This window comes from Mycobacterium cajalii (assembly GCF_045809005.2).
Classification (GTDB): Bacteria; Actinomycetota; Actinomycetes; order Mycobacteriales; family Mycobacteriaceae; genus Mycobacterium.
Genome location: NZ_CM141436.1, coordinates 3,003,151 through 3,025,985, shown reverse-complemented (window position 1 = coordinate 3,025,985; position 22,835 = coordinate 3,003,151). Strand labels below are relative to the sequence as shown.

21 protein-coding genes and 1 pseudogene are annotated in these 22,835 nt (G+C 68.8%); 12 read left to right on the top strand and 10 right to left on the bottom strand.

Annotated elements, in window-relative coordinates; translation table 11 throughout:
- The first annotated feature begins 5 nt into the window (after positions 1-5).
- The 4 genes from ACJ512_RS14370 (at position 6) to ACJ512_RS14355 (ending at position 3,208) form a co-directional block, all read left to right on the top strand.
- Positions 6-815 carry a SigB/SigF/SigG family RNA polymerase sigma factor gene (locus ACJ512_RS14370; protein WP_407686315.1) on the top strand — a complete coding sequence of 270 codons (810 nt, stop codon included), beginning with the start codon at positions 6-8 and terminating at the stop codon, positions 813-815.
- A 145-nt stretch (positions 816-960) separates the two neighbouring features.
- Positions 961-1,563 (top strand): hypothetical protein, encoded by a 603-nt coding sequence (locus ACJ512_RS14365; protein ID WP_407686316.1) that lies wholly within the window; start codon positions 961-963, stop codon positions 1,561-1,563.
- Positions 1,564-1,696: 133 nt separating this feature from the next.
- Positions 1,697-2,188, top strand: coding sequence for a hypothetical protein (locus ACJ512_RS14360; protein WP_407686302.1), 492 nt, complete (start codon positions 1,697-1,699; stop codon positions 2,186-2,188).
- Between the two features lie 165 nt (positions 2,189-2,353).
- Positions 2,354-3,208, top strand: coding sequence for a DUF4344 domain-containing metallopeptidase (locus ACJ512_RS14355; RefSeq protein ID WP_407686303.1), 855 nt, complete (start codon positions 2,354-2,356; stop codon positions 3,206-3,208).
- Positions 3,209-3,235: 27 nt separating this feature from the next.
- Here ACJ512_RS14355 and ACJ512_RS14350 read toward each other — a convergent pair.
- Positions 3,236-4,352, bottom strand: a pseudogene (locus tag ACJ512_RS14350) (sulfite oxidase).
- 103 nt (positions 4,353-4,455) lie between these two features.
- Positions 4,456-4,932 (bottom strand): nitroreductase family deazaflavin-dependent oxidoreductase, encoded by a 477-nt coding sequence (locus tag ACJ512_RS14345; protein ID WP_407686304.1) that lies wholly within the window; start codon positions 4,930-4,932, stop codon positions 4,456-4,458.
- A 156-nt stretch (positions 4,933-5,088) separates the two neighbouring features.
- On the opposite strand from ACJ512_RS14345, the gene ACJ512_RS14340 reads away from it, so the two are divergent.
- From ACJ512_RS14340 to ACJ512_RS14310, 7 genes are all read left to right on the top strand, one after another.
- The gene (locus ACJ512_RS14340) at positions 5,089-5,766 is read left to right on the top strand and encodes a TetR/AcrR family transcriptional regulator (RefSeq protein ID WP_407686305.1); all 678 of its coding nucleotides are present in this window, start codon (positions 5,089-5,091) and stop codon (positions 5,764-5,766) included.
- 39 nt (positions 5,767-5,805) lie between these two features.
- Positions 5,806-7,035 carry a cytochrome P450 gene (locus ACJ512_RS14335; protein WP_407686306.1) on the top strand — a complete coding sequence of 410 codons (1,230 nt, stop codon included), beginning with the start codon at positions 5,806-5,808 and terminating at the stop codon, positions 7,033-7,035.
- Positions 7,036-7,048: 13 nt separating this feature from the next.
- Positions 7,049-7,993: an SDR family oxidoreductase gene (locus tag ACJ512_RS14330; RefSeq protein WP_407686307.1), complete on the top strand. Its 945-nt coding sequence runs from the start codon at positions 7,049-7,051 to the stop codon at positions 7,991-7,993.
- Positions 7,994-8,011: 18 nt separating this feature from the next.
- Positions 8,012-9,184: an amidohydrolase family protein gene (locus ACJ512_RS14325; protein WP_407686308.1), complete on the top strand. Its 1,173-nt coding sequence runs from the start codon at positions 8,012-8,014 to the stop codon at positions 9,182-9,184.
- Positions 9,181-10,416 (top strand): M24 family metallopeptidase, encoded by a 1,236-nt coding sequence (locus tag ACJ512_RS14320; protein ID WP_407686309.1) that lies wholly within the window; start codon positions 9,181-9,183, stop codon positions 10,414-10,416. Before ACJ512_RS14325 ends, ACJ512_RS14320 begins: the two co-directional genes overlap by 4 nt.
- Positions 10,406-11,515 (top strand): M24 family metallopeptidase, encoded by a 1,110-nt coding sequence (locus ACJ512_RS14315; protein WP_407686310.1) that lies wholly within the window; start codon positions 10,406-10,408, stop codon positions 11,513-11,515. Before ACJ512_RS14320 ends, ACJ512_RS14315 begins: the two co-directional genes overlap by 11 nt.
- 75 nt (positions 11,516-11,590) lie before the next feature.
- Positions 11,591-12,961: an HNH endonuclease signature motif containing protein gene (locus ACJ512_RS14310; RefSeq protein ID WP_461480086.1), complete on the top strand. Its 1,371-nt coding sequence runs from the start codon at positions 11,591-11,593 to the stop codon at positions 12,959-12,961.
- 22 nt (positions 12,962-12,983) lie between these two features.
- Here the strand turns inward: ACJ512_RS14310 and ACJ512_RS14305 are convergent, their stop codons facing one another.
- The 8 genes from ACJ512_RS14305 to ACJ512_RS14270 all read right to left on the bottom strand — a co-directional run bounded on the left by ACJ512_RS14305 (position 12,984) and on the right by ACJ512_RS14270 (position 21,850).
- Complete coding sequence (locus ACJ512_RS14305; protein ID WP_461480085.1) at positions 12,984-13,355, bottom strand: DUF4189 domain-containing protein; 372 nt, start codon at positions 13,353-13,355, stop codon at positions 12,984-12,986.
- 76 nt (positions 13,356-13,431) lie between these two features.
- Positions 13,432-14,754 carry a hypothetical protein gene (locus ACJ512_RS14300; RefSeq protein ID WP_407685477.1) on the bottom strand — a complete coding sequence of 441 codons (1,323 nt, stop codon included), beginning with the start codon at positions 14,752-14,754 and terminating at the stop codon, positions 13,432-13,434.
- Positions 14,751-15,515, bottom strand: a complete 765-nt coding sequence (locus ACJ512_RS14295) for an SDR family NAD(P)-dependent oxidoreductase (protein ID WP_407685478.1) — start codon at positions 15,513-15,515, stop codon at positions 14,751-14,753. Before ACJ512_RS14295 ends, ACJ512_RS14300 begins: the two co-directional genes overlap by 4 nt.
- A gap of 12 nt (positions 15,516-15,527) precedes the next feature.
- On the bottom strand, positions 15,528-17,867 hold the full coding sequence (locus tag ACJ512_RS14290; protein WP_407685479.1) for a CaiB/BaiF CoA transferase family protein: 2,340 nt from the start codon (positions 17,865-17,867) through the stop codon (positions 15,528-15,530).
- Positions 17,868-17,886: 19 nt separating this feature from the next.
- A complete protein-coding gene (locus ACJ512_RS14285) occupies positions 17,887-18,855 on the bottom strand; it encodes an enoyl-CoA hydratase/isomerase family protein (RefSeq protein ID WP_407685480.1) in 969 nt (322 codons plus the stop codon).
- Positions 18,856-18,878: 23 nt separating this feature from the next.
- Positions 18,879-19,715, bottom strand: coding sequence for a mycofactocin-coupled SDR family oxidoreductase (locus ACJ512_RS14280; RefSeq protein ID WP_407685481.1), 837 nt, complete (start codon positions 19,713-19,715; stop codon positions 18,879-18,881).
- Complete coding sequence (locus ACJ512_RS14275; protein WP_407685482.1) at positions 19,712-20,917, bottom strand: cytochrome P450; 1,206 nt, start codon at positions 20,915-20,917, stop codon at positions 19,712-19,714. Before ACJ512_RS14275 ends, ACJ512_RS14280 begins: the two co-directional genes overlap by 4 nt.
- A gap of 225 nt (positions 20,918-21,142) precedes the next feature.
- Positions 21,143-21,850: a TetR/AcrR family transcriptional regulator gene (locus ACJ512_RS14270; protein ID WP_407685483.1), complete on the bottom strand. Its 708-nt coding sequence runs from the start codon at positions 21,848-21,850 to the stop codon at positions 21,143-21,145.
- A gap of 239 nt (positions 21,851-22,089) precedes the next feature.
- On the opposite strand from ACJ512_RS14270, the gene ACJ512_RS14265 reads away from it, so the two are divergent.
- Positions 22,090-22,830, top strand: a complete 741-nt coding sequence (locus ACJ512_RS14265; protein WP_461480084.1) for a sugar phosphate isomerase/epimerase family protein — start codon at positions 22,090-22,092, stop codon at positions 22,828-22,830.
- The last annotated feature ends 5 nt before the right edge of the window (positions 22,831-22,835 follow it).

The window sequence follows — 22,835 nt, the reverse complement described above, 5'->3', positions numbered from 1 at the left end:
AGCCGATGACCGACGTTCTGGCCCCGCCCCGCCCCCCTCGCTCGACCACCTCACAACCGGACGATTCCTATGACGACGTCATCGAGATGTTCGTCGCGCTGCGCCAGATGCCAGCCGAATCGCACGAGTACAAACAACAACGCGAACGGATCGTGGCCCGCTGCCTGCCGCTGGCCGACCATGTCGCCAGCCACTTCGGACGTCGCGGCGAAGGTCTCGACGACCTGACGCAGGTCGCACGCCTGGGCCTGATGAACGCCATCAACCGTTTCGACCCCGAAAAAGGACCCAGCTTCATCGGGTTTGCGGTCCCCACCATGATGGGTGAGGTCCGCCGCTATTTCCGCGACTACAGCTGGGGCATGCGTGTGCCCCGGCGGTTGCGTGAGCTGCACGTCCAAATCAGCAGAACCACAGCAGATTTGGCGCAGAAGCTGGGGCGGGCGCCCACAGCCGGCGAGCTCGCGCGGGTTCTGGAAGTCCCCCACGAGGAGATCGTCGAGTGCCTCGTCGCGGGTGACGCCTATCGGCTCGAGTCCCTGGACGCGCCCATCGGCACCGACAGTTCGGGCAAGCCCCGGCTCGTGGCCGACGCGATCGGTGGCGTCGATCCTCAGATCGACCACATCACCAACAGGGAAGCGGTCCGCGCCCTCGTCAGCGCGCTCCCCCGCCGCGAACGTGAGATTCTGCACATGCGGTTCTTCGAATCGATGACGCAAAGCCAGATCGCCGACCGGATCGGCGTCTCGCAGATGCAGGTCTCGCGCATCCTCGCCAACACGCTGCGCTGCCTGCGCGACCAGTTGGAGTAGCACTCCGCACGCACAGCGCCCCTTTCCGGTACGCCCGCTTTGCCGGCGATGTACTGTCCGATTCGGCATTCGAGTCGGATTGCTTCGCCGAGGCAGCCCGGGGCGGAGCCGGGAAGGGGCGCGTGCGGTGAGGTTTTCTCCGGCGGTGTTGGCGGGCGTGGCCGCGGCGGCGGCGCTGACGGTCGCGCTGAGCGCGTGTGGCAGCCATTCGACGTCGTCGAACCCGAAACCGGGGTCTGCCACCTCGGCCCCGGGCACCAGCGGCCCGGCACCGGCCTCGTCGGCCGCGGCACAGCCGGGCCAGTACGCCGGCCTGCTGATCCAGGCGACGGACATCAACGCCCCGGTGACCTTCACGGGCAGCCCGCCGACGGACAACCCGAACGGCAAACCGGGCGTGGCCACGACATTCCGCGATGAAGACGGCAGTCACCAGATCAAGGACACCATCCAGGTGTACGCCGATCCCGCCGCCGCAACGGCCGCGCTGAACGCGGCAAAAGGCGCGCAGGGCGACGTCGTGAAGAACCCGACGTCGCGCCCGGCCAACATCGGCACCGGCGGAACGACACTGTCCGGCGATTCCCCGGACGGCAACAAGGGCGTGACGGTACTGCTGTTCACCCAGGGCAGGGCCCTCGTCACGCTGCAGTTCGACGGCCCGCCGGGCTCGCTGGTGCCCCAAGAGTTCATGACCGACGTCGGCCAGAAGCAGGACGCGGCCGTCAAGAAGGGGCTCGGCGGCTGATCCGCGGGCCGGTGGACCGGCCGTCCCCGCAAACCGTGTCGGCCCGCACTTCGACACGTGCCGGCGCTATCGTTGCGGGCGCCCCCGGCGACCGCAGCCGGCGCCAGGCAGCCCTGACCAGCCGAGGAGTTCGATGGACGTCGTCAATGGCCTGCCCGCTCATGCCCTGCTGCTGCACTTCGTCGTGGTGCTCGTGCCGCTGACCGCGCTGCTGGAGATCGTGTGCGGACTGTGGCCGGCTGCGCGGCGCGGCCAGCTGTTGTGGCTGACGCTGATCTCGGCGGCTGTGACGATGGTGTTGACGCCGATCACCGCGAACGCCGGCGGGTGGCTCTACAGCCTGCGGGCCAGCCCGCCCCCCATCCTGCGCGAACACGCCGCGCTCGGCGGCACGATGGTCTATTTCGCCGCCGCTCTGCTGGCGGTCGCCGTCGGGCTCGTCGTGCTGCGCGTGACCGAACGCAGGTCCCCCAAGCCGTCGGTCGCCATGTCCGTCATCACCGGGATAGTCGTTCTCGCCGTGGGAATCTCATCGATGATCCAGACCTACCGGGTGGGTGACGCCGGCGCCCGGTCCGTGTGGGGTGGCGAGATAGCACGCCTGGAGAAAGCACACAAGCCATAGTCTCCGGCCGCGAACAGCCCACTGCGCCAGGGGCCGATGTCGAAGTGGCCGCAAAGTTCCCCGTGGGGTGGGCATTGTGTCGTACCGTTCCCCCAGGCTCCCTGGGCGCCGCGAAGGATCGCTCGGGGGCGGCTGCGGGGGCATTTCCGGACGGGAGTCAACACGATGAGAGTGCGTGTCAGAGTCACCGCAGCCTGTGCCGCGCTCCTCGCGGCGGCCGGATGCAGCGGCCACCTGGTCGGTGCCAAAGAGGCCGGCGGTTCGTCGGCGGAGGCATCGCAGGTGGCCAAGCCGGCCACCGCGTCGGGGAAGGTGACGATTCGTTACGAGGACGCGGAAACGCCGGAGGCGTTGCACGGTCGCCAGATCATGCAGGACGCAAAGGTCCTCGAAGACCTCGCCCAGCACATCGAGGACGATCTGCTGCTGCCGTCCAACCTGGGGGTCGTGGGCAAGCAGTGCAACACGGACAACGATTTCTATGACCCCGCCGCCAACGAGATTCAACTCTGCTACGAGGCAAGGGATCACGCCGAACAGCTCTTCGCCGGGAACGGCAGCCCGGACCCGGTGACCCCCGCCGTCGACGAAGCGGTCTCGGCGGCCTACCACGAGCTCGGTCACGCCACGCTCGCCATGTACGACCTGGCCTTCACGGGACGCGAGGAGGACGTGGCCGACCAACTGTCGGCCTTCATGCTTCTCACTCCCGGCGCCGACGGACAGCCCTATCCCAACGGTGTCCGCATCGCCACCGACACCGCCCAGGAGTGGAAGCTGAGCGCAAAAGGTTCCGGCGACGCGAACGACCTGCCGTTCTGGGACGGACACTCGATGGACATCACGCGGATGTACAACTGGGAGTGCTGGATCTACGGCTCGGACCCGGTGGCCAACGCCGGCATCGTCACGTCGGGTGACCTTCCCGAAGACCGGGCGGGCAACTGCGAGGAAGAGTTTCGGAACATGTCCAGGGGATGGCAGCAGCTGCTGGGTGCGCACCTTCGCAAGCCCAGCTGAGAAGCCGACCTCGGCCTGCCGGAGGGTTCAGCCGGCTGCCCCCACGCACGCTGCGACGCGGGCCCACGAGTTGTTGGCGTAGCCGCCCGGATTCCACAGCGAATCCGCTGACTCCGGCTGCAGGGCGCCGGTGTCATCCCAGGCGCGGGCGATGATCCGCAACGGGCCCGGCCCGACAGTCACGGTCAGTGACCAGGGCTGCCATGACCATTCGCCGGGAGCGGGATGTAGGCGGGCCTGCTGCCAGCTGAGGCCGTCGTCCAGGGATATTTCGACCCGCGCCACGCCGCGACCGTCGCCCGCGCGCGATCCCGTAGCCACGGATGGTCAGCTCGCCCGGGGACACCCGGTCCCCGTCGGTGGGGTGGAGGATGTCACAGTTGAGTGGCGGCGCCGACAGCGCGATGCCCTCGCCCGGGGCCGCGGACTCCGGGTCGGCGTCTGCCGGCAGGACGCGGTAATCGTGGGCCTGGCAGTAGCTGTCCGACGGACCGGGCTGCACCGTGATCGCGGTCACCCATTTGACGCTGCGGGCGCCGACGTATCCGGGCACGACCACCCGTACCGGGCCGCCGTGGGCGCGGGGAAGCGGTTCTCCGTTCATCTGCCACGCAAGCAGCACTTCCCGTGACATGGCCTTGCTCAGCGGTATCGAGCCGCCATAGGCCTGAGCGGGCCGCGCCCGCTCCGCGACGTCCAGAGCCCGGAACGCGACATGGAACCCGGCCTCGGAACGCACCCCGGCAGCCGCGAGGACGTCAGCCAGGCGGGCACCGCCCCACTCCGCCGTCGAGATCGCCCCGTGGGACCATGGCTCCTCCCCTGGAATCGGCCGCACCCGCAGGAGATCCTCGCGGCGATTCCCGGCACACGCGAGGGTCGCCACCACGCTGTGCCGGTCGAAATCGCTGCTCAGCTGGTCGTATGTCAGGGTGAGCGGCGTGGCCACCCTGCCCTCGACCGTGAGGTGCCACTGTTCGGCTGCGATGTCGGGAAACAAGCCGTGATTGCGGGCGTAGAACGCGTCGATCGGGGTGATGTCGCTTTCGGCCAACACCGCGGCGGGCGGCTCGGCGTTGTACGGCCTCTGCTTCCGCACGATCATGTCGTCGCGTTTGATCCCCAGCACTGCGGTCGGTGTCATGAGGAGTGGTTACCCTGTCGGACGGGCACGACTCACGATTTCTCGCCGGGCGGCAAAGGTGCGCTCGCGCACCGGGCGAATCCCCAGGTGACCCCGACCGGGGTCACGCGGTGGGGGTCAGCAGAAACAGGCGGAATTGCCTTCCGCCCGCCGAGGATTCGGCGATCCGGTAGTTGGGCCACTGCTGCAGCACGGTGGCCCATGCCGTCTTGCGTTCCGATCCGGTGAGAAACCGGACCTCGGCGGTGAAAACCTGGCGACCCCGGCGCACGCTGACCCGTTGTGCCGATTTGAGATTCGCCGACCACGATGGGTGACACCGGCGGCCCCAGTTCGACCCGACCACGATCAGCCCCTCCCCGACCGGGGCGGACAGAACCGTCGCGGTGCGGGCGAGACCCGTCTTGCGGCCCGAGACGGTGATCCGAACACCGGGCAGCCCGGCGAGTTCGAGCACGCCGGCCCGCCCGACGCTGACGAACCGCAGCACCGACTCGAGAGCTTCGATCAGCGGACTTCCGGCCAGCACCAGCCAGCGGTATGCGGTCGGGTTCCGCGCCAGCCGCTGCAGCGGATTCATACGGACACTGTATTCCGGGTTGCTCCCGCCCGGGCGTCGGGCCGATGAAATAACCTTGGCTACCGGGCTTTTCGTCACGTTCTCGGGCCGTGGCGGCGGGTTGGCGGTGGGACCGCCACCGAACTAAATAAATTGCTTGATTTAACGTTGCGGGCGGTGTTCACTGAGGCGATGACCGCCGAGCGGATGGTTCGATCCGGCAGGTCGACGGGCACCCGGGAGGCGATCTTGTCGGCCGCCGAGGTGCTCTTCGCCGAGCGTGGCATGTACGCGGTGTCCAACCGGCAGATCAGCGAGGCCGCGGGCCAGGGCAACAACGCGGCCGCGTGTTATCACTTCGGTACCCGAACCGACCTGCTGCGGGCGATCGAGCGCAAGCACCGCGAGCCGATCGAGCAGTTGCGCGCCCGGATGCTGGCGGATATCGGCGATTCGGCCGAACTGCGGGACTGGGTCGGGGCACTGGTGCGCCCGCTCACCGATCACCTGGCGGCGCTGGGCGTTCCCAGCTGGTATGCGCGGTTCGCCGCCCAGGCGATGGCCGACCCGACGTATCGCCACGTCGTCACCAAGGACGCTCTCAGCTCGCCGGGGCTGGTGCGCACCATCGAGGGCATCAACCGCTGCCTGCCCGACCTGCCCAGGCGGGTGCGCTCGGAACGCATCGTGATGGTGCGCAACCTGCTGATGCACACCTGCGCCGAGCACGAAGGCGCGCTGGCCGAGCACAGGGCGGGATCGCGTTCGGCGTGGCCGGTCGCCGGCGAAGGGCTGATCGACGCGATCGTCGGCCTGTGGCGCGCGCCGGTGCACGTGAGCGCGGCGGGCTGCTAGGTGTCGCCGGAACGGACACGACCACAACCGAGGAGCAGCATGACCGACGTCTCGACCGGCACCGCCACCGACATTCCCGAGTTCCCGATGACGCGCGCACCGGGCTGCCCCTTCGCCCCGCCGCCGGAGTCGTTGGCGCTCAACGCGAACCGGCAACTCAGCCGCGTCCGGATCTGGGATGGCAGCACGCCCTGGCTGATTCACGGCTACGACGCGATCCGCGCGTTGTTCACCGACTCCCGCGCCAGCGTCGACGACCGGTTGCCCGGCTACCCGCACTGGAACGAGGGGATGCTTGCCACGGTGCACACCCGGCCGCGTTCGGTGTTCACCTCCGACGGCGAGGAGCACACCCGCTTCCGGCGGATGCTGTCGAAGCCGTTCACCTTCAAGCGGGTCGAGGCGCTCCGCCCGGCGGTGCAGCAGATCACCGACGACCACATCGACGCCCTGCTGGCCGGTCCGAACCCGGGCGACATCGTCAGCACGGTGGCGCTGCCCATCCCGTCGCTGGTCATCAGTCAGCTGCTGGGTGTGCCGTACGAGGATGCGGAGTTCTTCCAGGCGCAGGCCCAGCGGGGCATGGGTCGTTACGCCACCGCGGAGGACACCGCGCAGGGCGCCGCCTCGCTGGCGAAGTACATCGCCAACCTGGTGCGCACCAAGATGCACGATCGCTCCGAGGACCTGGTGTCCGACCTCGCCGAGCGGGTCGGCGCCGAAGAGCTCAGCGTGCGCGAGGCCGCGCAACTGGCCACCGGGGTGCTGATCGCCGGCCACGAGACGACGGCGAACATGCTCAGCCTGAGCGTCGCGGCCCTGCTCGACCATCCCGAGCAGCTGGCGCTGCTGCGCGAAACCACCGACCCCAAGGTGATCGCCGTGGCCGTCGAGGAGCTGATGCGCTATCTGAGCATCATCCAGACCGGCCAGCGCCGCATCGCCGTCGAGGACATCGAGATCGGCGGCGAGACGATCCGGGCGGGCGAGGGCATCATTTTGGATGTGGCGCCGGCGAACTGGGATGCGCATCAGTTTCCCGCCCCGGACCGGCTGGACCTGACCCGCGACGACGGCCCGCATGTCGGCTTCGGCTACGGCCGCCACCAGTGCGTCGGTCAGCAGCTGGCCCGGATGGAACTGCAGATCGTGCTGCCCACCCTGCTGCGCCGCATCCCGACGCTGAGGCTGGCGGTGCCGCTCGACGAGCTGCCGTTCAAGCACGACGCGCTGGCCTACGGCGTCTACGAGCTCCCCGTGACGTGGTGAGAGTTTGGCTGCCGTGAAACCGGTTCTCGCCCTGCAGGTACCCGATCTGTCCGGCCGCCTCGCCGTCGTGACCGGCGCGAACAGCGGCCTGGGATTCGGGCTGGTGAAACGCCTGGCGGCCGCGGGCGCCGAGGTGGTCATGGCGGTCCGCAGCACGGCCAACGGCGACAACGCGATCGCCGCGATCCGCCGCGAGTTGCCGCACGCGAAGCTGGCCGTCAAGCGGCTGGACCTGGCGTCGCTGCGGAGTGTGGCGGCGTTCGCGGACGAGCTGGTCGCCGAGGGCCGCCCGGTCGACGTCCTGATCAACAATGCCGGCGTCATGACACCGCCGCAGCGTCAGGCGACCTCCGACGGCTTCGAATTGCAGTTCGGCACCAACCATCTGGGCCACTTCGCGTTGACAGGAAGGCTGCTGACCGCGTTGCGCGCCGCCGGATCGGCGCGCGTGGTGACCGTCGGCAGCCTCGCCGCGACACAGCGCAGGCTGGATTTCGACGACGCCAATGCCCAATCGGGCTACCGGCCCATGCGCTCCTACGGGATGGCCAAGCTTGCGCAACTGATGTTCGCCGTCGAGTTGGACCGGCGCAGCAGCGAACGCGGCTGGGGCGTGACATCCAACGCCGCGCACCCCGGGCTGAGCAAGACCAACCTGCTCAGCGGCGCGTCCTACGGACGTGAGAAGCCCACGCTGCAGGCGCGACTCACGCGCCTGACGTGGCGCCTGCTGCCTTTCATGTGGCTCGACGTCGACGAGGGCCTCAAACCGTCGCTCTACGCGGCTGTTTCGCCGGACGCCCGCGGGGCCGAGTACTACGGTCCGCGAGGGTTCTACGAAACGGTCGGCGGCGGAATCACCTTCGCCGGGGTTCCCCGCCTGGCACGCAGCGAGCCGGACATGGCGAAACTGTGGCGGCTTTCCGAACAACTCACCGGTGTCACGTACCCGGACTGACCGCAGAAAGTGGTGCACATGTCGACCCAAACCCGAACCCCCTACCCGGAGGGCGTGATCGGCGCACCCAAGAACCGACGCGGTCACGCCGCCGGTTCGGACACCGGCCTGCCGCCCGGGACCGAGGTGTTCTCGGCCGACAACCACGTCTCGGTGGCCGACGACATCTTCTACGAGCATTTTCCCGACGACCTGAAGGACCAGGCGCCGCGCATCTGGTACGAGGACGGCGCCTACCTGCTGGGGCGCCCCGGCCAGTCGATGGTGGTCGGCGACTTCAGCGCGGTGCTCATGCAGTACGACGACCTGGCCGGCGCGGCCACCAACAACATCGACGCCCGCATCCGCGACCTCGCCGAGGACGGGGTCGACAAGGAATTGGTCTTCCCCAACGCGGTCCTGGCGTTGTTCCACTATCCGGACAAGGCGCTGCGCGAGCGGATCTTCTGCATCTACAACGAACACATCGCCGGCCTGCAGGAGCGCTCCCGCGGCCACTGCTACGGCGTCGGGCTGATCAACTGGTGGGACGCCCGCGGCGCCCGGCGCACCCTGGAGCAACTGAAGTCGCTGGGAATCAGGACATTCCTGATGCCGTTGAACCCCGGCAACGACGACAACGGGCGCATCATCGATTTTTCGAGCCCCGCGATGAGGGCGGTGTGGGACGAGATCGAGGCCTCCGGCCTTCCCGTCACGCACCACATCGGGGAAAGCCAGCCGAAATGCCCGAGCGCGGTCAACAGCGTGGCGGTCGCCATGATGGTCAACATCGACTCGTTCCGGGAGATGTTCTCCAAGTACATCTTCGGCAGCATCCTCGACCGGCACCCGCGCCTGCGGATCGGCTGGTTCGAGGGTGGAATCGCCTGGGTGCCACCGGCGTTACAGGACGCCGAGCACGTCCTGGCGTCGTATCGGCACATGCTCGCATACCAGCCCCGCCACGACGTCCGGCACTACTGGGACACCCACATGTGTGCGTCGTTCATGGTCGACGTTCTCGGCCTCGGCCAGATCGGCGAGATCGGTATCGACAAGGTGATGTGGTCCTCCGACTATCCGCACAACGAGAGCACATTCGGGTATTCGGAGCGGTCGCTGTCCGCGGTGGTCGACGCCGTCGGCCCCGAGGCTGCCGCCCGCGTCGTCGGCGGGAACGTCAGAGAATTCCTGGGGATTCAGTCATGACCGGCCTACTCACCGCCCGGGGTGCACGCCTGGACATCCCCGACCAACCGGACTTCGCGCGGATGCGACGCGAGGTCGGTGCACGGCTGCGCGCGGCGATGGCCGACCACGGTGTCGACGCGCTGATCCTGTCGATGAACGGCTATGTCACCTATGCGACGGGTGTCAGCTGGCCGCTGCTGGACGCCGGCCTTTCGCACGTGGAGCGGCCGGTGGCGGTCGTGCTCGCCGACGACGAGCACCCCCACCTGTTCCTGCCGTTCCGCGGCGGCGCGTCGTCGCCGCCGCCGGTGCCCGACGACCATGTGCACGGGCCGGTCTATCTCGAATTCGACCATGGCGTAGAGCGATTCGCCGGTGAGTTGGCCGCGTTGCTGCCGTCCGGGGCCGGCGTGGCCGTCGACGAATTGACCGGCGCGATGCGACGGTCGGGCCCCGGGCTGTTTCCCGGCGGCGAGCCCTCGGACGCCGCGATCGTGCTCGGCGCGGCCCAACTGGTCAAGACGCCCGACGAGCTTTCCTGCCTGCGCCGGGCCTGCCGCATCACCGAGGAGGCGATGGCGGAGGTGCAGAAGGCGCTGGCACCCGGTGTTCGGCAGATCGACCTGTCGGCCGTTCTCGTGCGCCGCGCGTTCGAGCTCGGCGCCACCACCAACATGCTCGACGCCATCTGGCAGGTGATGCCGGCGTCCCGGGCAACCGGGGTGTGGACGACGCACGGCGACCTCGCGCTTCCGCTGCTGCCCACCGCCCGCGAACTGACCGCCGGCGATGTGTTGTGGACCGACATCAGCATCGGCTACGCCGGGTACTGTTCGGATTTCGGGCGCACCTGGCTGGTCGGCAAGGACCCCACGCCGCGGCAGCAAGACCAGTTCCGGCAATGGCGCGCCATCCTGGACGCCGTGCTCGCGGTGACCAAGGCGGGCGCCACGGCGGGCGATCTGGCGCGCGCGGCGATCGCGGCGAACGGCGGCCGCAAGCCGTGGCTGCCGCACTTCTACCTGGGCCACGGGATCGGCACATACCCCGCGGAAGCGCCGATGATCGGGACGGATCTCGGCGAGGACTTCGACGACAGCTTCGTCTTCCCGCCGGGCACGGTGCTGGTGCTGGAACCGGTGGTCTGGGAAGACGGCACCGGCGGCTATCGCAGTGAGGAGATCATCGTGATCACCGAGGACGGCTACACGCCGGTCACCGACTACCCTTATGCGCCTTATGGCGACTGACGTTCTGCCCGACGCGCGGGCATTGCGGCTGGCCCGTCGAGAGCGCGCCCTGGCCCAGATGGACGCCCACGACCTCGACATCCTGGTGCTGGGCCGGCAGGCCAACATCCGTTACGTCACGGGTGCCCCGCAGCTGTGGATAGCCGGGACGCGCCCGTTCGGGCCGATGTGCGTGATGATGCGCACATCCGGCGAGATCTACCTCAACAGCACCGACGACGAAGGGGTTCCGGAGGAGATAGGCCGCGACCACCTTTACGGGCTGGCATGGAATCCGATGACGCTCATCGACGTGCTGAAGAAGATCGACGGCGCCGAAGCCGCGCGAAGGGTCGGAACCGACGCGATCACGCCGACTTTCGCGGCATTGCTGCCCGAGGCGTTCCCGAACGCCGCACTCGTCGACGGCGAGCCCGCCATGCGTGCGGCGCGCCGCATCAAGACGGCCGAGGAGGTTGCGGCGATGGGCGCGGCGCTCCGCGTCGCCGGGCAGGGACTGGCCGCCGGCGTGGCCGCACTGCAACCGGGGCGCTCCGAACGGAGTCTGGCCGCAACCGTTTTGGCGGCCATGGCTGCGGGCGGGGTGAGCACGCCGGCCACCCAGGACGCCGCCTGGGCGACCTCGCGGGAACACCCGTGGCGGCGGGCTGACGGCCCGGTTCGTGAAGGTGACCTTGTCGCGTTCGCCGCCGGCGCCCTGGCGGACGGGTATGTGGCCGAGGTGGGCCGGACCCGGCCCGCGGGTGACGCGCCGGGCGGACCTGCCCGCGAGCTGTTCGGGCGCTCGGATGCGTTGTACGACAAGATGCTCGCCGCCTGCCGGCCGGGCGCGCGTGCCGATGGGCTGCTCGCGGCGTATGAGGCCGCGGGCGAGCCGCTGCCGCCGATGCCGGTTGGGCACGGGCTCGGGCTGGGGTTCGATCCGCCGGTGGTCTCCGAAACACTCCACGCCGCAGGAGAACACGATCGACTCGACGCCGGAATGGTGCTGGCCCTCACCGGCTACGTGTGGCAGCAGGGCGTCGGAGCGGTTTTTCGCCGCGACACCGTGCACATCACCGACCGGGGCGCCGAGGTGCTGACCGCCTTTCCGGCGTGAAAAAACTTGTGTCACTTTGGTTTCAGGAGTCACAATCGGGGGTTTCTTGTCGGTGCGTGCGCATAGTTTGACGGTGTGAGTGTTGACCGGGAGGAGTTGGGTGCGGCGTTCGACGCCCTCGACGCCAGTGTGGACACGCTGCTGGGGTTCGACTGCGATGCGTTGACCACCCCGGAGTTGCTGGCCTGGCTGGGCCGGGTGGAAAAGGTGCGCCGGCGCCTGCCCGCCCTCGAGCATGCGGTGATCAACACCCTGGCCCACCAAGCCACCCCGCAAGAGTTGGGCGGCAAACTCTCCCACGCCATCGCCGAGGCCACCCTGATCTCGCGTGCTGCAGCCAACCGGCGGGTGCGCGAAGCCGCCGACCTGGGCGAGCGCCACGGACTGACGGGGGAACCCCTACCCCCGACGCTGGCCGAGACCGCCGCCCGTCAGCGCCAGGGCACGCTCGGTTGCGAACACGTCACCGTGATCCGCCACTTCTGCCACCAGCTGCCCGGCTGGGTCGACCAACCCACCCGCGACCGCGCCGAAGCCGACCTGGCCCGCCACGGCACCCACATCCGCCCCGAACAACTCAGCACACTGGCCGAGCAACTCGACAACGCCCTCAACCCCGACGGCAACTACACCGACGAAGACCGGGCACGCCGGCGTGGGCTGATCCTGGGCGCCCAGGGCCCCGACAAGATGTCGCACCTGAGCGGCTGGATCACCCCCGAACTGCGCGCCACCCTCGAAGCCCTGTGGGCCAAACTCGCCGCCCCCGGCATGTGCAACAACCTCGACGAGCAGCCCTGCCTGGACGCCACCCCCACCCAGGACGCCATCGACCGCGACACCCGCGGCCCCGCACAGCGCCAACACGACGGCCTGCTCGCCGCGCTGCGCGCGATGCTGGCCTCCGGGGAATTGGGCAAGCACAACGGGCTGCCCGCCTCGATCATCGTCACCACCACCCTGGCCGAACTCGAAGCCGCCGCCGGACAAGCTCTCACCGGCGGGGGCACCATCTTGCCGATGAGCGACGTCATCCGCCTGGCCCGCCACTCCCATCACTACCTGGCGATCTTCGACCAAGGCAAAACCCTGGCCCTCTACCACACGAAGCGGTTGGCCTCACCCGCGCAGCGAATCGTGTTGTACGCCAAGGACCGCGGCTGCAGCGCACCGGGCTGCACCGTCGGCGGCTACTACTGCGAAGTCCACCACGTCACCCCCTACGCGAAATCCGGCACCACCGGCATCGACGACCTCACCTTCGGCTGCGGCGGCCACCACCCCATCACCGAAAAAGGCTGGACCACCCGCAAAAACGCCAACGGCGACACCGAATGGATCCCACCCAAACACCTCGAGCGCGGCCAACCCCGCACCAACACCTACTGGCACCCCGAAAAACTCCTGCGCCACGAAGACGACGAAGACGACGACGATCAGTGCTGACTCAGGGACCTTCTCTTCGCCGCTACTGCGTGGTCCAGAACGAACCACCGGGCGGGGCGACGAGGTCCGGGTCGCCGACGCAGTACGCGTTGTCCGCGGTCGCCCCCGGCCGCCCCACCTTGGCCACCACCGCGGCAATGGCATCCTCACGGGTGGCGCCCCAGGCGCCGAGCAACGTCGGACCGTCATCGGAGAGGGCCACACACCCGCCCTCCCCCTCGGCAAGGATGCGGCAGTCGGTCGCGCCGCGGCGCGCGGCGCAATGGTTCACCGCATACGCCTCGACATGGTCCAGGCTGGCCAGGCCGCCGCCCACCGTGGTTTCGAAGGTATGGGTGGAGTCCGATCCCGCCATCACGATGTAGCCGCCGTCGGCATGCGCCGGTGCTGCCACTGCGACGGCATAGACAGCGGCAATTACTGCGGAAGCACGGAGCTTGAACACGACGCTAGCCTCACTCGCGATGAGTCTAGCCACCGCACGGGCGTACTGCAGCGAATGCACCAAGTTGGGCGTCGTCCAGCAGCTCCCCTACGCAATGTCGCTCCCACACGTTCAGCAGGTTCGTCAGCATCTGCAGCGGTGCGCGCACGCTCTCGTCGTCTCGGATGCGGGGATCGGTGCGGCTGCCGGGCAGCGCGTCGCCGAATCGCCTGAGCAGCAACGCCGGCACGTCGAGCAACCAGGCGACCCCCATCACCGCGGCGTAGAGCACGGTGTGGCGGCGCAACCGGTCGGGATCCAGGGCCGGACCTCCGCAACGGTGGAACTCCGTGACGAACGCGTGCAGCAGCTCGTCGAAATGCTCGTCCCACAAATCTGTTTCGGCGCCGGACAGGGCGCCCCACAGGGCCATGCCCACGTTCATCTGGCTGACGCATCCCCAGTCCATCAAGCCACAGCGCAGGGCGCCCCGGCCGTCCGGGCCGTCGCGCCAGAACCAGGCGTTGTCGACGTTGGCGTTCCAGTGGCACAGCGCCACATAGTTGGCGTCGGCGGCCAGCGATTGCTCGACCGCGGCCTCGTGCCGGGCCACCACCGGCACCTCGGCGCGCAGGCGGTCCAGGAATTCCGGCGCGCGAACACCCGTCGGCAGCAGTCCGGGGACTGCGACGACGAAATCGGCCAACCGGGTGACGCGCTTGTGCAGCTTCTCCGGGGATAGCGGGGCCCGCTCTCCCACCGTCGCGGCCGCGACGTCCAGTGGGAAGTCGGCGGCCAGGTCGGCCGGCAGGCGCCCCGATCGGTGGGTGCCGGCCAGTCGGGCCAGCGCGGTCAGCAGCGCGCGGTAGTGCTCGAGGGGCTCGGGCATCCCGTAGTCCAGGCACTTCTGATAATGCGGTTCGATCCCGTTGGTGCCGAACCAGATTCGTTCGGTGATCAGCAGACCGGTGCCGGTCTCCCGGTGATAATCGGCGAACAGGACGCTCGGCACCGCGATGGGGAAATCCGGCACCCGTGACAACGCGGCGAACCGCACCTCGGCATCCATCTGCGTCCTGCCGAGATCGCGCGTGGGGTTGTCGAAGTCGCGGGAGAACTTGACGAACAGGTCGGTGTGCAGCTCCGGTGCGGCCCGGTCGTATTCGACCGTGACGACGACTTTGCGTCCTGTGCTTCCCGCGTCGACCACCTCGAACCGGGCGATCCGGGCCACGCGGTTGTCGGCCCCCAGGACACCGGAACGGCGCAGCGCGTCGGTGAGGAACCTGGCGCCACCGCCGCGCAACGTCGCCGGGTCGGCGGGAAACGCCAGCCCGTATCGGTCACCGGCCGCCCAATGCCCGGTCACCAGGTTTGTTCGGCCGCACGAACCAGCATGTGGTTGACGGCAACTCGGCGGTCGCGGGTGACCATGTAGAGCACCGCGTCGGCGATGTCCTCGGGCCGCAACTTGACCATGCCCGCGGTCTGGCGCTCGAACGCCTCCCGCGACGGCGCGGCCAGGTGGTGGAAGATCTCGGTGTCCACCGTTCCAGGGCCCACCACGCCGACGCGGACCCGCTGGCCGATCAACTCCTGGCGGATGCCCTCGCTGAAGGCGTTGACCCCGAACTTGGTCAGCGAATACACCGCGGTTCCCGGCCGGGCCACCCAGCCGGCGGTGGAACTGACGGTGACCAGGTCGGCCACGCCGCGCGGCGAATCGGCGGCCGCGTCGATCAGGTGTGGCAGGGCCGCACGAGTGGCGTACAGGACTCCCCGCACGTTGACCGAGACCATGGCGTCCCAGTCCTGCAGCGGCGCCTCGGCCGCGGGCCCGGACTGCATCGTGCCGGCGTTGTTGACCAGGACGTCGATCCGTCCCAGCTCGGCGACCGTGCGCCGCACCGCGTCAGCGACCTGATCGGCGTCGGTGACGTCGGCGGGCACGACCAGCGCCGTACCGCCCGCGGATTCGATCTCGCTTTTCAGCTCGGCCAGCCGGTCTCCGCGGCGCGCGACCAGGGCCACGGCGGCGCCCCGGCCGGCCAGGGCTTTCGCCGTCGCCGCGCCGATTCCGCTGCTGGCGCCGGTGACCAGGGCCGCGGTGCCCGCCAGTGCCGGCGTCATGTTCTGCCTGCCTTAATGTGAGCCTCCCGTTCGAGATTCGGCACCCAGTATCTCGTGGAGCACGTAATCGGTGTGCTCGCCAAGGTCCGGCGCCCCGCGGGCGACGAGCGCCGGAGACCGCGCCATCCGCCACGAGGCTCCCACGATCGGGCGCTGCCCCTCGCGGTGATCGCTGACGAAGCGATACAGTTCGCGGTCCCAGAGCCGTTGGTCGGCGATCACGTCGAGCGCGGTGGCGCTCTTGGTCGCCGGGATACCCGCCGCCCGCAGCCGGTGCGCGAGCCCTTCGGCGTCGTGGAGCCGGGTCAGGTCTGCCAGGGCGGCGTCGAGCGCTTCGGCGTGGCGCTGCCGCGCGGCGGTCGTGGCGTAGCGGGGATCGCCGGCCAGCGCGGCGGCGTCGAGCACCGTGCACAACCGCAGCCATTCGGCGTCATCGGCGACGGCAACGGCGATCCAGCCGCCGCCCGAGCAGGGGTAGCAGCCGTGGGGGCACATGTCGGGGTGGCGATTACCCATGGGACCGCGCGGATTTCCGGTGAGGTTTTGTGCCACCAGGCTGTCCCCGATCAAGGTGGACAGGGTCTCCACGGCCGACACGTCGACGAATTGCCCCTCCCCGCTGAGCTCGCGGTGCAGCAACGCCACGACGGCGGCGTAGGCGGCGGCCGCACCCACGGTGGAGTCCCCGTAGCGCATGCTCGTTCCCAGCGGCGGCCCGCCGGGATAGCCGACCAGCGAGGCGATCCCGGCCAGGGCGGCGAAGCAGGGGGCGTAGCCGGTCTGGTGGCCCAGCGGTCCCTCGTTGCCCCACATCTTGATCGACACCGAGATGATGTCGGGCTTGATCGCGGCGAGTTCCCGATACCCCAGGCGCTGACGTTCCATCGCGCCCGGGCGCAGGTTGTTGACGACGACGTCGCTGCACGCGATCAGCTCGCGCAGGCGCGCCATCCCCTCGGCCGACTTGATGTCCAGGTCGACGCTGAGGACCTCCGGGTTGATGCTCAGGAAGAAGGGCGCGTGGTCGATGTCGGTGCCGCCGTAGGCACGCATCTCCTCCGGACTGCCCGCGGTTTCGACCTTGATCACCTCGGCGCCCAGCAGCGCCAGCAGCTTTCCCGCGTACGGGCCCGCCCACACCTTGGTGAGCTCGACGACGCGCACTCCCGCCAGCGGGCCGCCACGGGGCGTCCGAGCCGGTTTGGGCTGGGCCGACCCGACCGCCGGGCCCGGGCGTGGCGCATCGAGGCGCTTCAGCACCGAGGCGGTGTGCTCGCCGAGCAGCGGCGCGGCGGTGGTGATGACCGCCGGTGAGGCGCTCAGCGCGTACGGCACGGTCGGGTATTCTGCGGCGCCCAACACGGGGTGGTGCACCCGCTGGAAGAAGTGGCGGTGGCGGTACTGCGGTGAGCGGTGCAGATCCGCGGCGCCGTTGACCGGGACCAGCGGGACGCCCAGCCGCTGGGCCGCATCGGCCGCGTCGTCTTTGTCCAGATGCCCTACCCAGGCCGCGAATCCCCGCTGGAACTCGGCGACCTTTTCCACGGTGACGGAGAACTCGAGCCAGTCGTCGTCGAACGCGTCGAGCCAGTCCGGTTGGCCCAGCAGCCGTTTCACGCCGGCCCAGTGGGCCCGGCTGGTCATGTAGAGGTAGACGAAGCCGTCGGCGCAGGCGAAAAACGACGCCGGCCCCGCCTGGTCGTAGTCACCGCGGTTGCCTTCGGCCGGCACCTCCCCGGGGACGAGCCGCCCCAGGATGCAGTCGGCCCGCGACACCAGCACCGCCTGCTGCGAGATGTCGATGGTCTCCCCCCGCCCGGTGTGCAGGCGGCCGAACAGCGACGCCGCGATGCACAGCGCCGCGTCCAGCCCCGCTTCGTAGTCGGCCAGGAAGCGGCCGGGTCCCTGCAACGGCGGCTTGCCGGGGTCGGCATGGCTGGGGGTGTGATACCCCCAGCCGCTGGCATGAAAGACGTTGATGCTCCTGGCGTTGTCGAATTCGGCGGGCACCCCGCTGCCGAACGGGGTGATCGAGCAGAACACCACGCCCGGATACCGCGCGGGCCGGTCGGTGGCGCGGTCCTCGATCACCGCGTCGGCGGTGCCGATGAGCCGGTCCACCCGCCCCGCGTCCAGCACGACGGACTGCTTGTTGGTGTTGAGGTAAGCGAAGAGGCCGCTGCCCTCGGGGCCGGCGCCCAGGGCGGGGGCCATCGCCCGGGTGCGGCTGCCGCACCCGGGCGGTTCGACCTTGATCACCTCGGCGCCGAAGTCGGCCAACAGCTTTCCGCAGTACTCCCCCGCGACGGAGTCGGCCAGTTCGACGATGCGGAGACCGGTCAGCGCCGACATTCCTGCACCCGCGCGAAGGTCAGGGCTTCTGGCGCCCCGAGCGGCTCAGGCGCCACTCCGGCGGGAAGTTCATGTCGTTGTCCTTGACCACGTTGTTCAGGCCCTTCTCGAAGGTGCCCGCCGTCAGGTCGACCTCTTCTGCGTCGTTGGCGATCATCGGCAGCATCCCCTCCACCATCCCGGTGAGCAGGCTGCCGAAATACTCGCCCTTGTGCTGCTTGTAGAGCTCCAGGAACGTCTTCTGCACGGCGACGGTGTCGGTCGGGCGGGAGCGCGAGCACGCCATCGCGTACTTCAGCGTCTCGTCCTCCAGCTTCTCCCGGGGTACCACGCTGTTGACGAAGCCGCACTCGTACATCTCCTTGGCGCTGAACGGCCTTCCGGTGAAGAGCATCTCGGAGAACTTGCGCAGGCCCATCGTCTCGGCCCACCACCACAGCCGCGGGCCCCAACCCACGTACCGGAACGCGGGGTGCCCGAACAGCGCGTCGTCGGAGGCCACCACCAGGTCGGCGTCGCCGGCCTGGTAGAAGTGCCAGCCGTAGCAGTAGCCCTTGGCCTCGATGATGCTGATCTTCCGCAGCTCCTGCAGCGGCCGGTTGCCGGCGCGGGCCTTGGCGTAGAAGTCGGTCACGGTGGACAGGTAGCGGTACGACCCACCCGGCGGGTATTTGACGTCCTCGTCGTTGATGGCCACCTCGTGCAGCAGCGGCATTCCGGGGTTCTCCAGCATGCCCCGCTGTTCCGGCAGATCGCCGCCGCTGCCGAAATCCTGACCCTCCCCGCGGATCACCACGACCTTGACGTCGTCGTCCACGTTGCACTTGTGGATCAGGTCGGCGTAGTTCTGCCGCATGCCCAAGGTGGTGGAGTTGAGCTCCTCCGGACGGTTGAACGTGATGTACGCGATCCGGTTCTTCTTGTCCTTCTCGAACTTGATGTACTGCTCGGCTTCTTTCTTCATCTTTTCGTAGTCGTATTCCGGCATGATTTTCTCCAGTTTTGTTGTGCTTACTTGAGCAAAGCGCCCGCGTCGACGGGCAAGGAAACGCCGGTGACATAACGTGATTCGTCAGAGGCGAGGAAGAGTACGGCGTTGCTGATGTCCACGGGTTCCAGCCAGGGCACCGGCAGCGTGTGCATCATCTGGGAGATGGGGGCGAAGTCCTCGGGGCCGGGGTCGGGCAGGTCCGGGCGGAAGAGCCGGTAGGTCTGGTCGTTCATCACCATCGTGGTGCTGACCTGGCTGGGCAGCACCGAGTTGACGCGGATCATCTGCGGTCCCAGCTCGACGGCGAATGCGCGCATCAGCCCGATGACGCCGTGCTTGGCCGCGATGTAGTGCCCGGTGTTCGGGTAGGCCTTGAACCCGCCCACCGAGCTGGTGAGCACGATCGACCCGCCGTGGCCGCCCGAGAGGATATGCGGCACAGCGGCTTTGACCGTATGCCACACGCCCGTCAGGTTGATGTCGATCATGTCCTGCCAGACGTTGTCCCGGATCTTGTGCAGCTTGCGGCCGTCAGTGCCCACGCCCGCGTTCGCGACGATGATGTCGAGTCGGCCGAGCTGTTCCACAGCGCAGTCCACCGCGGATTTCAGCGCCTCGTAGTCGCGCACGTCCACCTGTGCGGTGACGATGCGGCGGTCTTGCGCGTTGACCAGGTCGGCGGTCTCGGCCAGGTCTTCGGGCGTGGCGTGGGGATACGCCAGGTTCTCGATCGGTCCGCAGATGTCGACGGCGATGATGTCGGCGCCCTCCTGCGCCAGGCGCACCGCGTGGCTGCGTCCCTGACCGCGGGCGGCGCCGCTGATGAACGCAACCTTGCCGGCGACCCGGCCGGTCATCTCGGTACCTGAGCCGGCATGCACTCCCAGCCCCGCACCGTCGAGGTGGGGCTCAGCTTGGCATTGCCGAGGTCGACCTCCCAGTCGGGGAACCGTTTCAAGATCTCCTCCAGGGCGACGCGGCCCTCCAGCCGGGCCAGCGCCGAGCCGAGACAGAAATGCGTGCCCACGCTGAAGGTCAGGTGCGCGCGGCCCTGGCGGTGGATGTTGAATTCGCCTGCATCCGAGCCGAATTGGCGCTCGTCGCGGCAGGCGGACCCGATGAGCATCATCAATACGCTGCCCTCGGGCACCGTGCGGTCGTAGAGGGTGACGTCGCGGGTCACATACCGGGACACGTGCGGCGCCGGGGGCTCGTAGCGCAGCAGCTCCTCGATGGCCTGCGGGACGAGTTCGGGGTGCTCGGCCAGCGCGCGACGCTGGTCGGGGTGCTCGGCGAGAACCTTCCCGGACCAACCGATCAGCCGCGTGGTCGTCTCGTTGCCGGCCCCGGCCACGACGTTGAGATACACGAGAATCTCTTCGCGTGTCAGCTTCCGCGTGGTTCCGGTTTCGTCGACGAATTCGACGTTGAGCAACTCGGTCATGATGTCGTCGGAGGGATGACCGGCGCGCCAATCGATGTATGCCTCGAACTGTTCGCCCACCGACAGCCCGTGCTGGGCGGCGGCCATCGGCTTGCCGGCCTCGGTGCGCAGCTGGGCGTTGCCCCGGTCGCGGATGTAGACCTGGTCGTCCTCGGGAATGCCGAGCAGCGAGCTGATCACCCTCATCGGCATCACCGCGCCCAGGTCGGTGACGAAGTCGAACCGCCCCGACCCCACCAGCGGGTCCAGGAGTTCGGCGCACAGGTCGCGGATCATCGGCTCCAGGGCGGCGATCCTGCGCGGGGTGAACATGCGCGAGAGCAGCTTGCGGTGCACGTCGTGGATCGGCGGGTCTTCGAAAATCAGCATCCCCGAGGGGATGTCGAGGTTGGCCTTGATCAACTCCAGGATGGCGCCCCGCGCCGAACTGTAGGTGGCGTGGTCGACCAGAGCCTTGTTGACATCGGCGAATCGGTTCACGGCGAAGAAGTCGTATTCGGCGTTGTAATAAAGCGGCGCCTCGTCGCGCAGGCGCGCAAACATCGGATACGGGTCGGCGATGAGCTCGACGTCGTATGGGTCGAAACGAACCTGGCTGTCGGTGCTCGCCGTCACGAAACCCCTCCTACGGCTGCGTTTTCCGGATACCGGCGTCGTTCGCACGGGCACCGGCGCTGCCAGTGTGCCAGCGCCGGATCCGGTTCGGGCAATTTGTACACTCCGCTTAAATGTGCTTCTTCGTATTCGCCGCGAACGGCGGCTTACTCTATTCTCGTAGAGAACCATATGGGGGATGTTGTGGCAAGCCCCGGCCGGGAAACGCCGCGTCGGGTCTCGCGCTCAGCCCGATGCCGCGGTCCGGCGCCGGCGCGACGGGCGCGCTTCGCCGGTTTCGGTCAGCCGGCCCTTGGCGGGGCTTCTCAGGATGCCGGCGGCGATGGCCGACAGGATGCCGTCGAGTTGTTCCGGGCTGACGACGATGCGGTCGCCATGGGCGATGCGCGCCATGAGCCCGTTGATGAAGGTCAGCGTGACATTGCTCAGGTCTTCCACGACGGCCGGCTCCAACTCGGCCCCGTGCGGCATGAGCTGCACGAGAATCTCGCGGTGCAGCTTGGTGAACCCGTCGGTGGCCTGCTGCAGGATCGCGGCCAGCGCCGGGTCGCGTGCGGCCTGCATCGTCAGTTCGTATCTGGCCCGCGTCCGGGAGAGTTGCGGCTCGCTGCCGGCCTGGATCACCACCTGCGACAACCGTGACGGCGAGGGGTTCTCGCCCCGCCCGTCGGAACTGTCCACCACCGACTGCAGGTCGGCCAGGTCGCGCTCGGCCAGCCGCTCGGCGACGGCATGCAGCAGCGCCTCCCGGGTGCGGAAGTAGAACGAGGTGGTGCCGTCCGGTACGCCCGCCCTGCGGTCCACCTTCAGATGGCTCAGCCCCTTGGCCCCGTCGTCGGCCAGCAACTGGATCGCGGCGTCGCAGAGGTCGCGGCGGCGCTCCGCCGAATTGGGCTTGCGCCTCTTCGCTACCGTGGGGGTCTGTCGGGCCATGAGCGGATGCTTTCGTGCGGATGCGTTCGCGGATCTTCGGTCGAACGTTCGCTGACTTGAAGCACGACCATACTCTATGTTTGTAGTGTCCGTAAACACGGTACGGCGGAGGGCAGGCCCCGATCATCGACGAGCATGCGACTTCCGGCACGGCCCGGCTGGGCATCGGTTTCCTCGGCGGCTTCGGCCTTCCGCCGGTCGAATTCGTCAATCTCACCGCCGACCTCGGCTGCGGGTATATGTCGGCCGCCGTGCAGAGCCGGGAGTTGCTGCCCCTCGGCTATCCCCCGTACTCCCTCAAAGACGACCTCGCGCTCAGGAACGACGTGCTCGCCGCCATGAACGACCGCGGCGTGGCCATCTCGCTCGGCGACGGGTTCCTGGTGGTGCCGGGTGCGGAGGTGGCCCGCTACCGTGCGGATCTCGACGTCCTGGCCGAACTCGGCGTTCCCCGGATCAACGTCGTCAGCCTGGACCCGGACCTGGGTCGGACGTTCGACCAGTTCGCAGCCCTCGCCGAGCTTGCTTCCCGGCGCGGCATCGGCACGGTCGTGGAGCCCGTGCCGGGCCTGACGGTCGCCGATCTGCCCACCGCGCTCGCCGCGCGCGAGCACGTCGGGCGGCCCGAGTTCACGTTGCTGATCGACACCATGCACCTGGTGCGTTCGGGGGCGGGCGCCGCGGACCTCGCGGCCGTCGATCCCGCGCATATCGGGTACGCGCAGCTCTGCGACGCCCCGCTCCGGCCGCACATCGACAACTACATGGAGGAAGCCATGTTCGAGCGCATGGTTCCCGGGGAGGGCGAACTTCCGTTGTGCGACATCGTGTCCGCACTTCCCGCCGATGTCGTGATCGAACTCGAGGTGCCCCGGCGATCGCTGGCGCTGGCCGGCGCCGGCCCGGCCGACCGGCTCGCCCCCTGCGTGGAGGCGGCCCGCCGCCTGCTGGCCGACCTGCCGGCGCGGCGACAGGGTTGACGCGC

Excerpts from the sequence above, each read along its gene's own strand:
- ACJ512_RS14345 (WP_407686304.1), bottom strand. The coding sequence starts at position 4,932 with ATGAATCCGCTGCAGCGGCTGGCGCGGAACCCGACCGCATACCGCTGG.
- ACJ512_RS14355 (WP_407686303.1), top strand. The coding sequence starts at position 2,354 with ATGAGAGTGCGTGTCAGAGTCACCGCAGCCTGTGCCGCGCTCCTCGCG.
- ACJ512_RS14315 (WP_407686310.1), top strand. The coding sequence starts at position 10,406 with ATGGCGACTGACGTTCTGCCCGACGCGCGGGCATTGCGGCTGGCCCGT.
- ACJ512_RS14270 (WP_407685483.1), bottom strand. The coding sequence starts at position 21,850 with ATGGCCCGACAGACCCCCACGGTAGCGAAGAGGCGCAAGCCCAATTCG.
- ACJ512_RS14325 (WP_407686308.1), top strand. The coding sequence starts at position 8,012 with ATGTCGACCCAAACCCGAACCCCCTACCCGGAGGGCGTGATCGGCGCA.
- ACJ512_RS14280 (WP_407685481.1), bottom strand. The coding sequence starts at position 19,715 with ATGACCGGCCGGGTCGCCGGCAAGGTTGCGTTCATCAGCGGCGCCGCC.
- ACJ512_RS14290 (WP_407685479.1), bottom strand. The coding sequence starts at position 17,867 with ATGTCGGCGCTGACCGGTCTCCGCATCGTCGAACTGGCCGACTCCGTC.
- ACJ512_RS14320 (WP_407686309.1), top strand. The coding sequence starts at position 9,181 with ATGACCGGCCTACTCACCGCCCGGGGTGCACGCCTGGACATCCCCGAC.
- ACJ512_RS14335 (WP_407686306.1), top strand. The coding sequence starts at position 5,806 with ATGACCGACGTCTCGACCGGCACCGCCACCGACATTCCCGAGTTCCCG.
- ACJ512_RS14285 (WP_407685480.1), bottom strand. The coding sequence starts at position 18,855 with ATGCCGGAATACGACTACGAAAAGATGAAGAAAGAAGCCGAGCAGTAC.
- ACJ512_RS14360 (WP_407686302.1), top strand. The coding sequence starts at position 1,697 with ATGGACGTCGTCAATGGCCTGCCCGCTCATGCCCTGCTGCTGCACTTC.
- ACJ512_RS14265 (WP_461480084.1), top strand. The coding sequence starts at position 22,090 with ATGTCGGCCGCCGTGCAGAGCCGGGAGTTGCTGCCCCTCGGCTATCCC.
- ACJ512_RS14295 (WP_407685478.1), bottom strand. The coding sequence starts at position 15,515 with ATGACGCCGGCACTGGCGGGCACCGCGGCCCTGGTCACCGGCGCCAGC.
- ACJ512_RS14370 (WP_407686315.1), top strand. The coding sequence starts at position 6 with ATGACCGACGTTCTGGCCCCGCCCCGCCCCCCTCGCTCGACCACCTCA.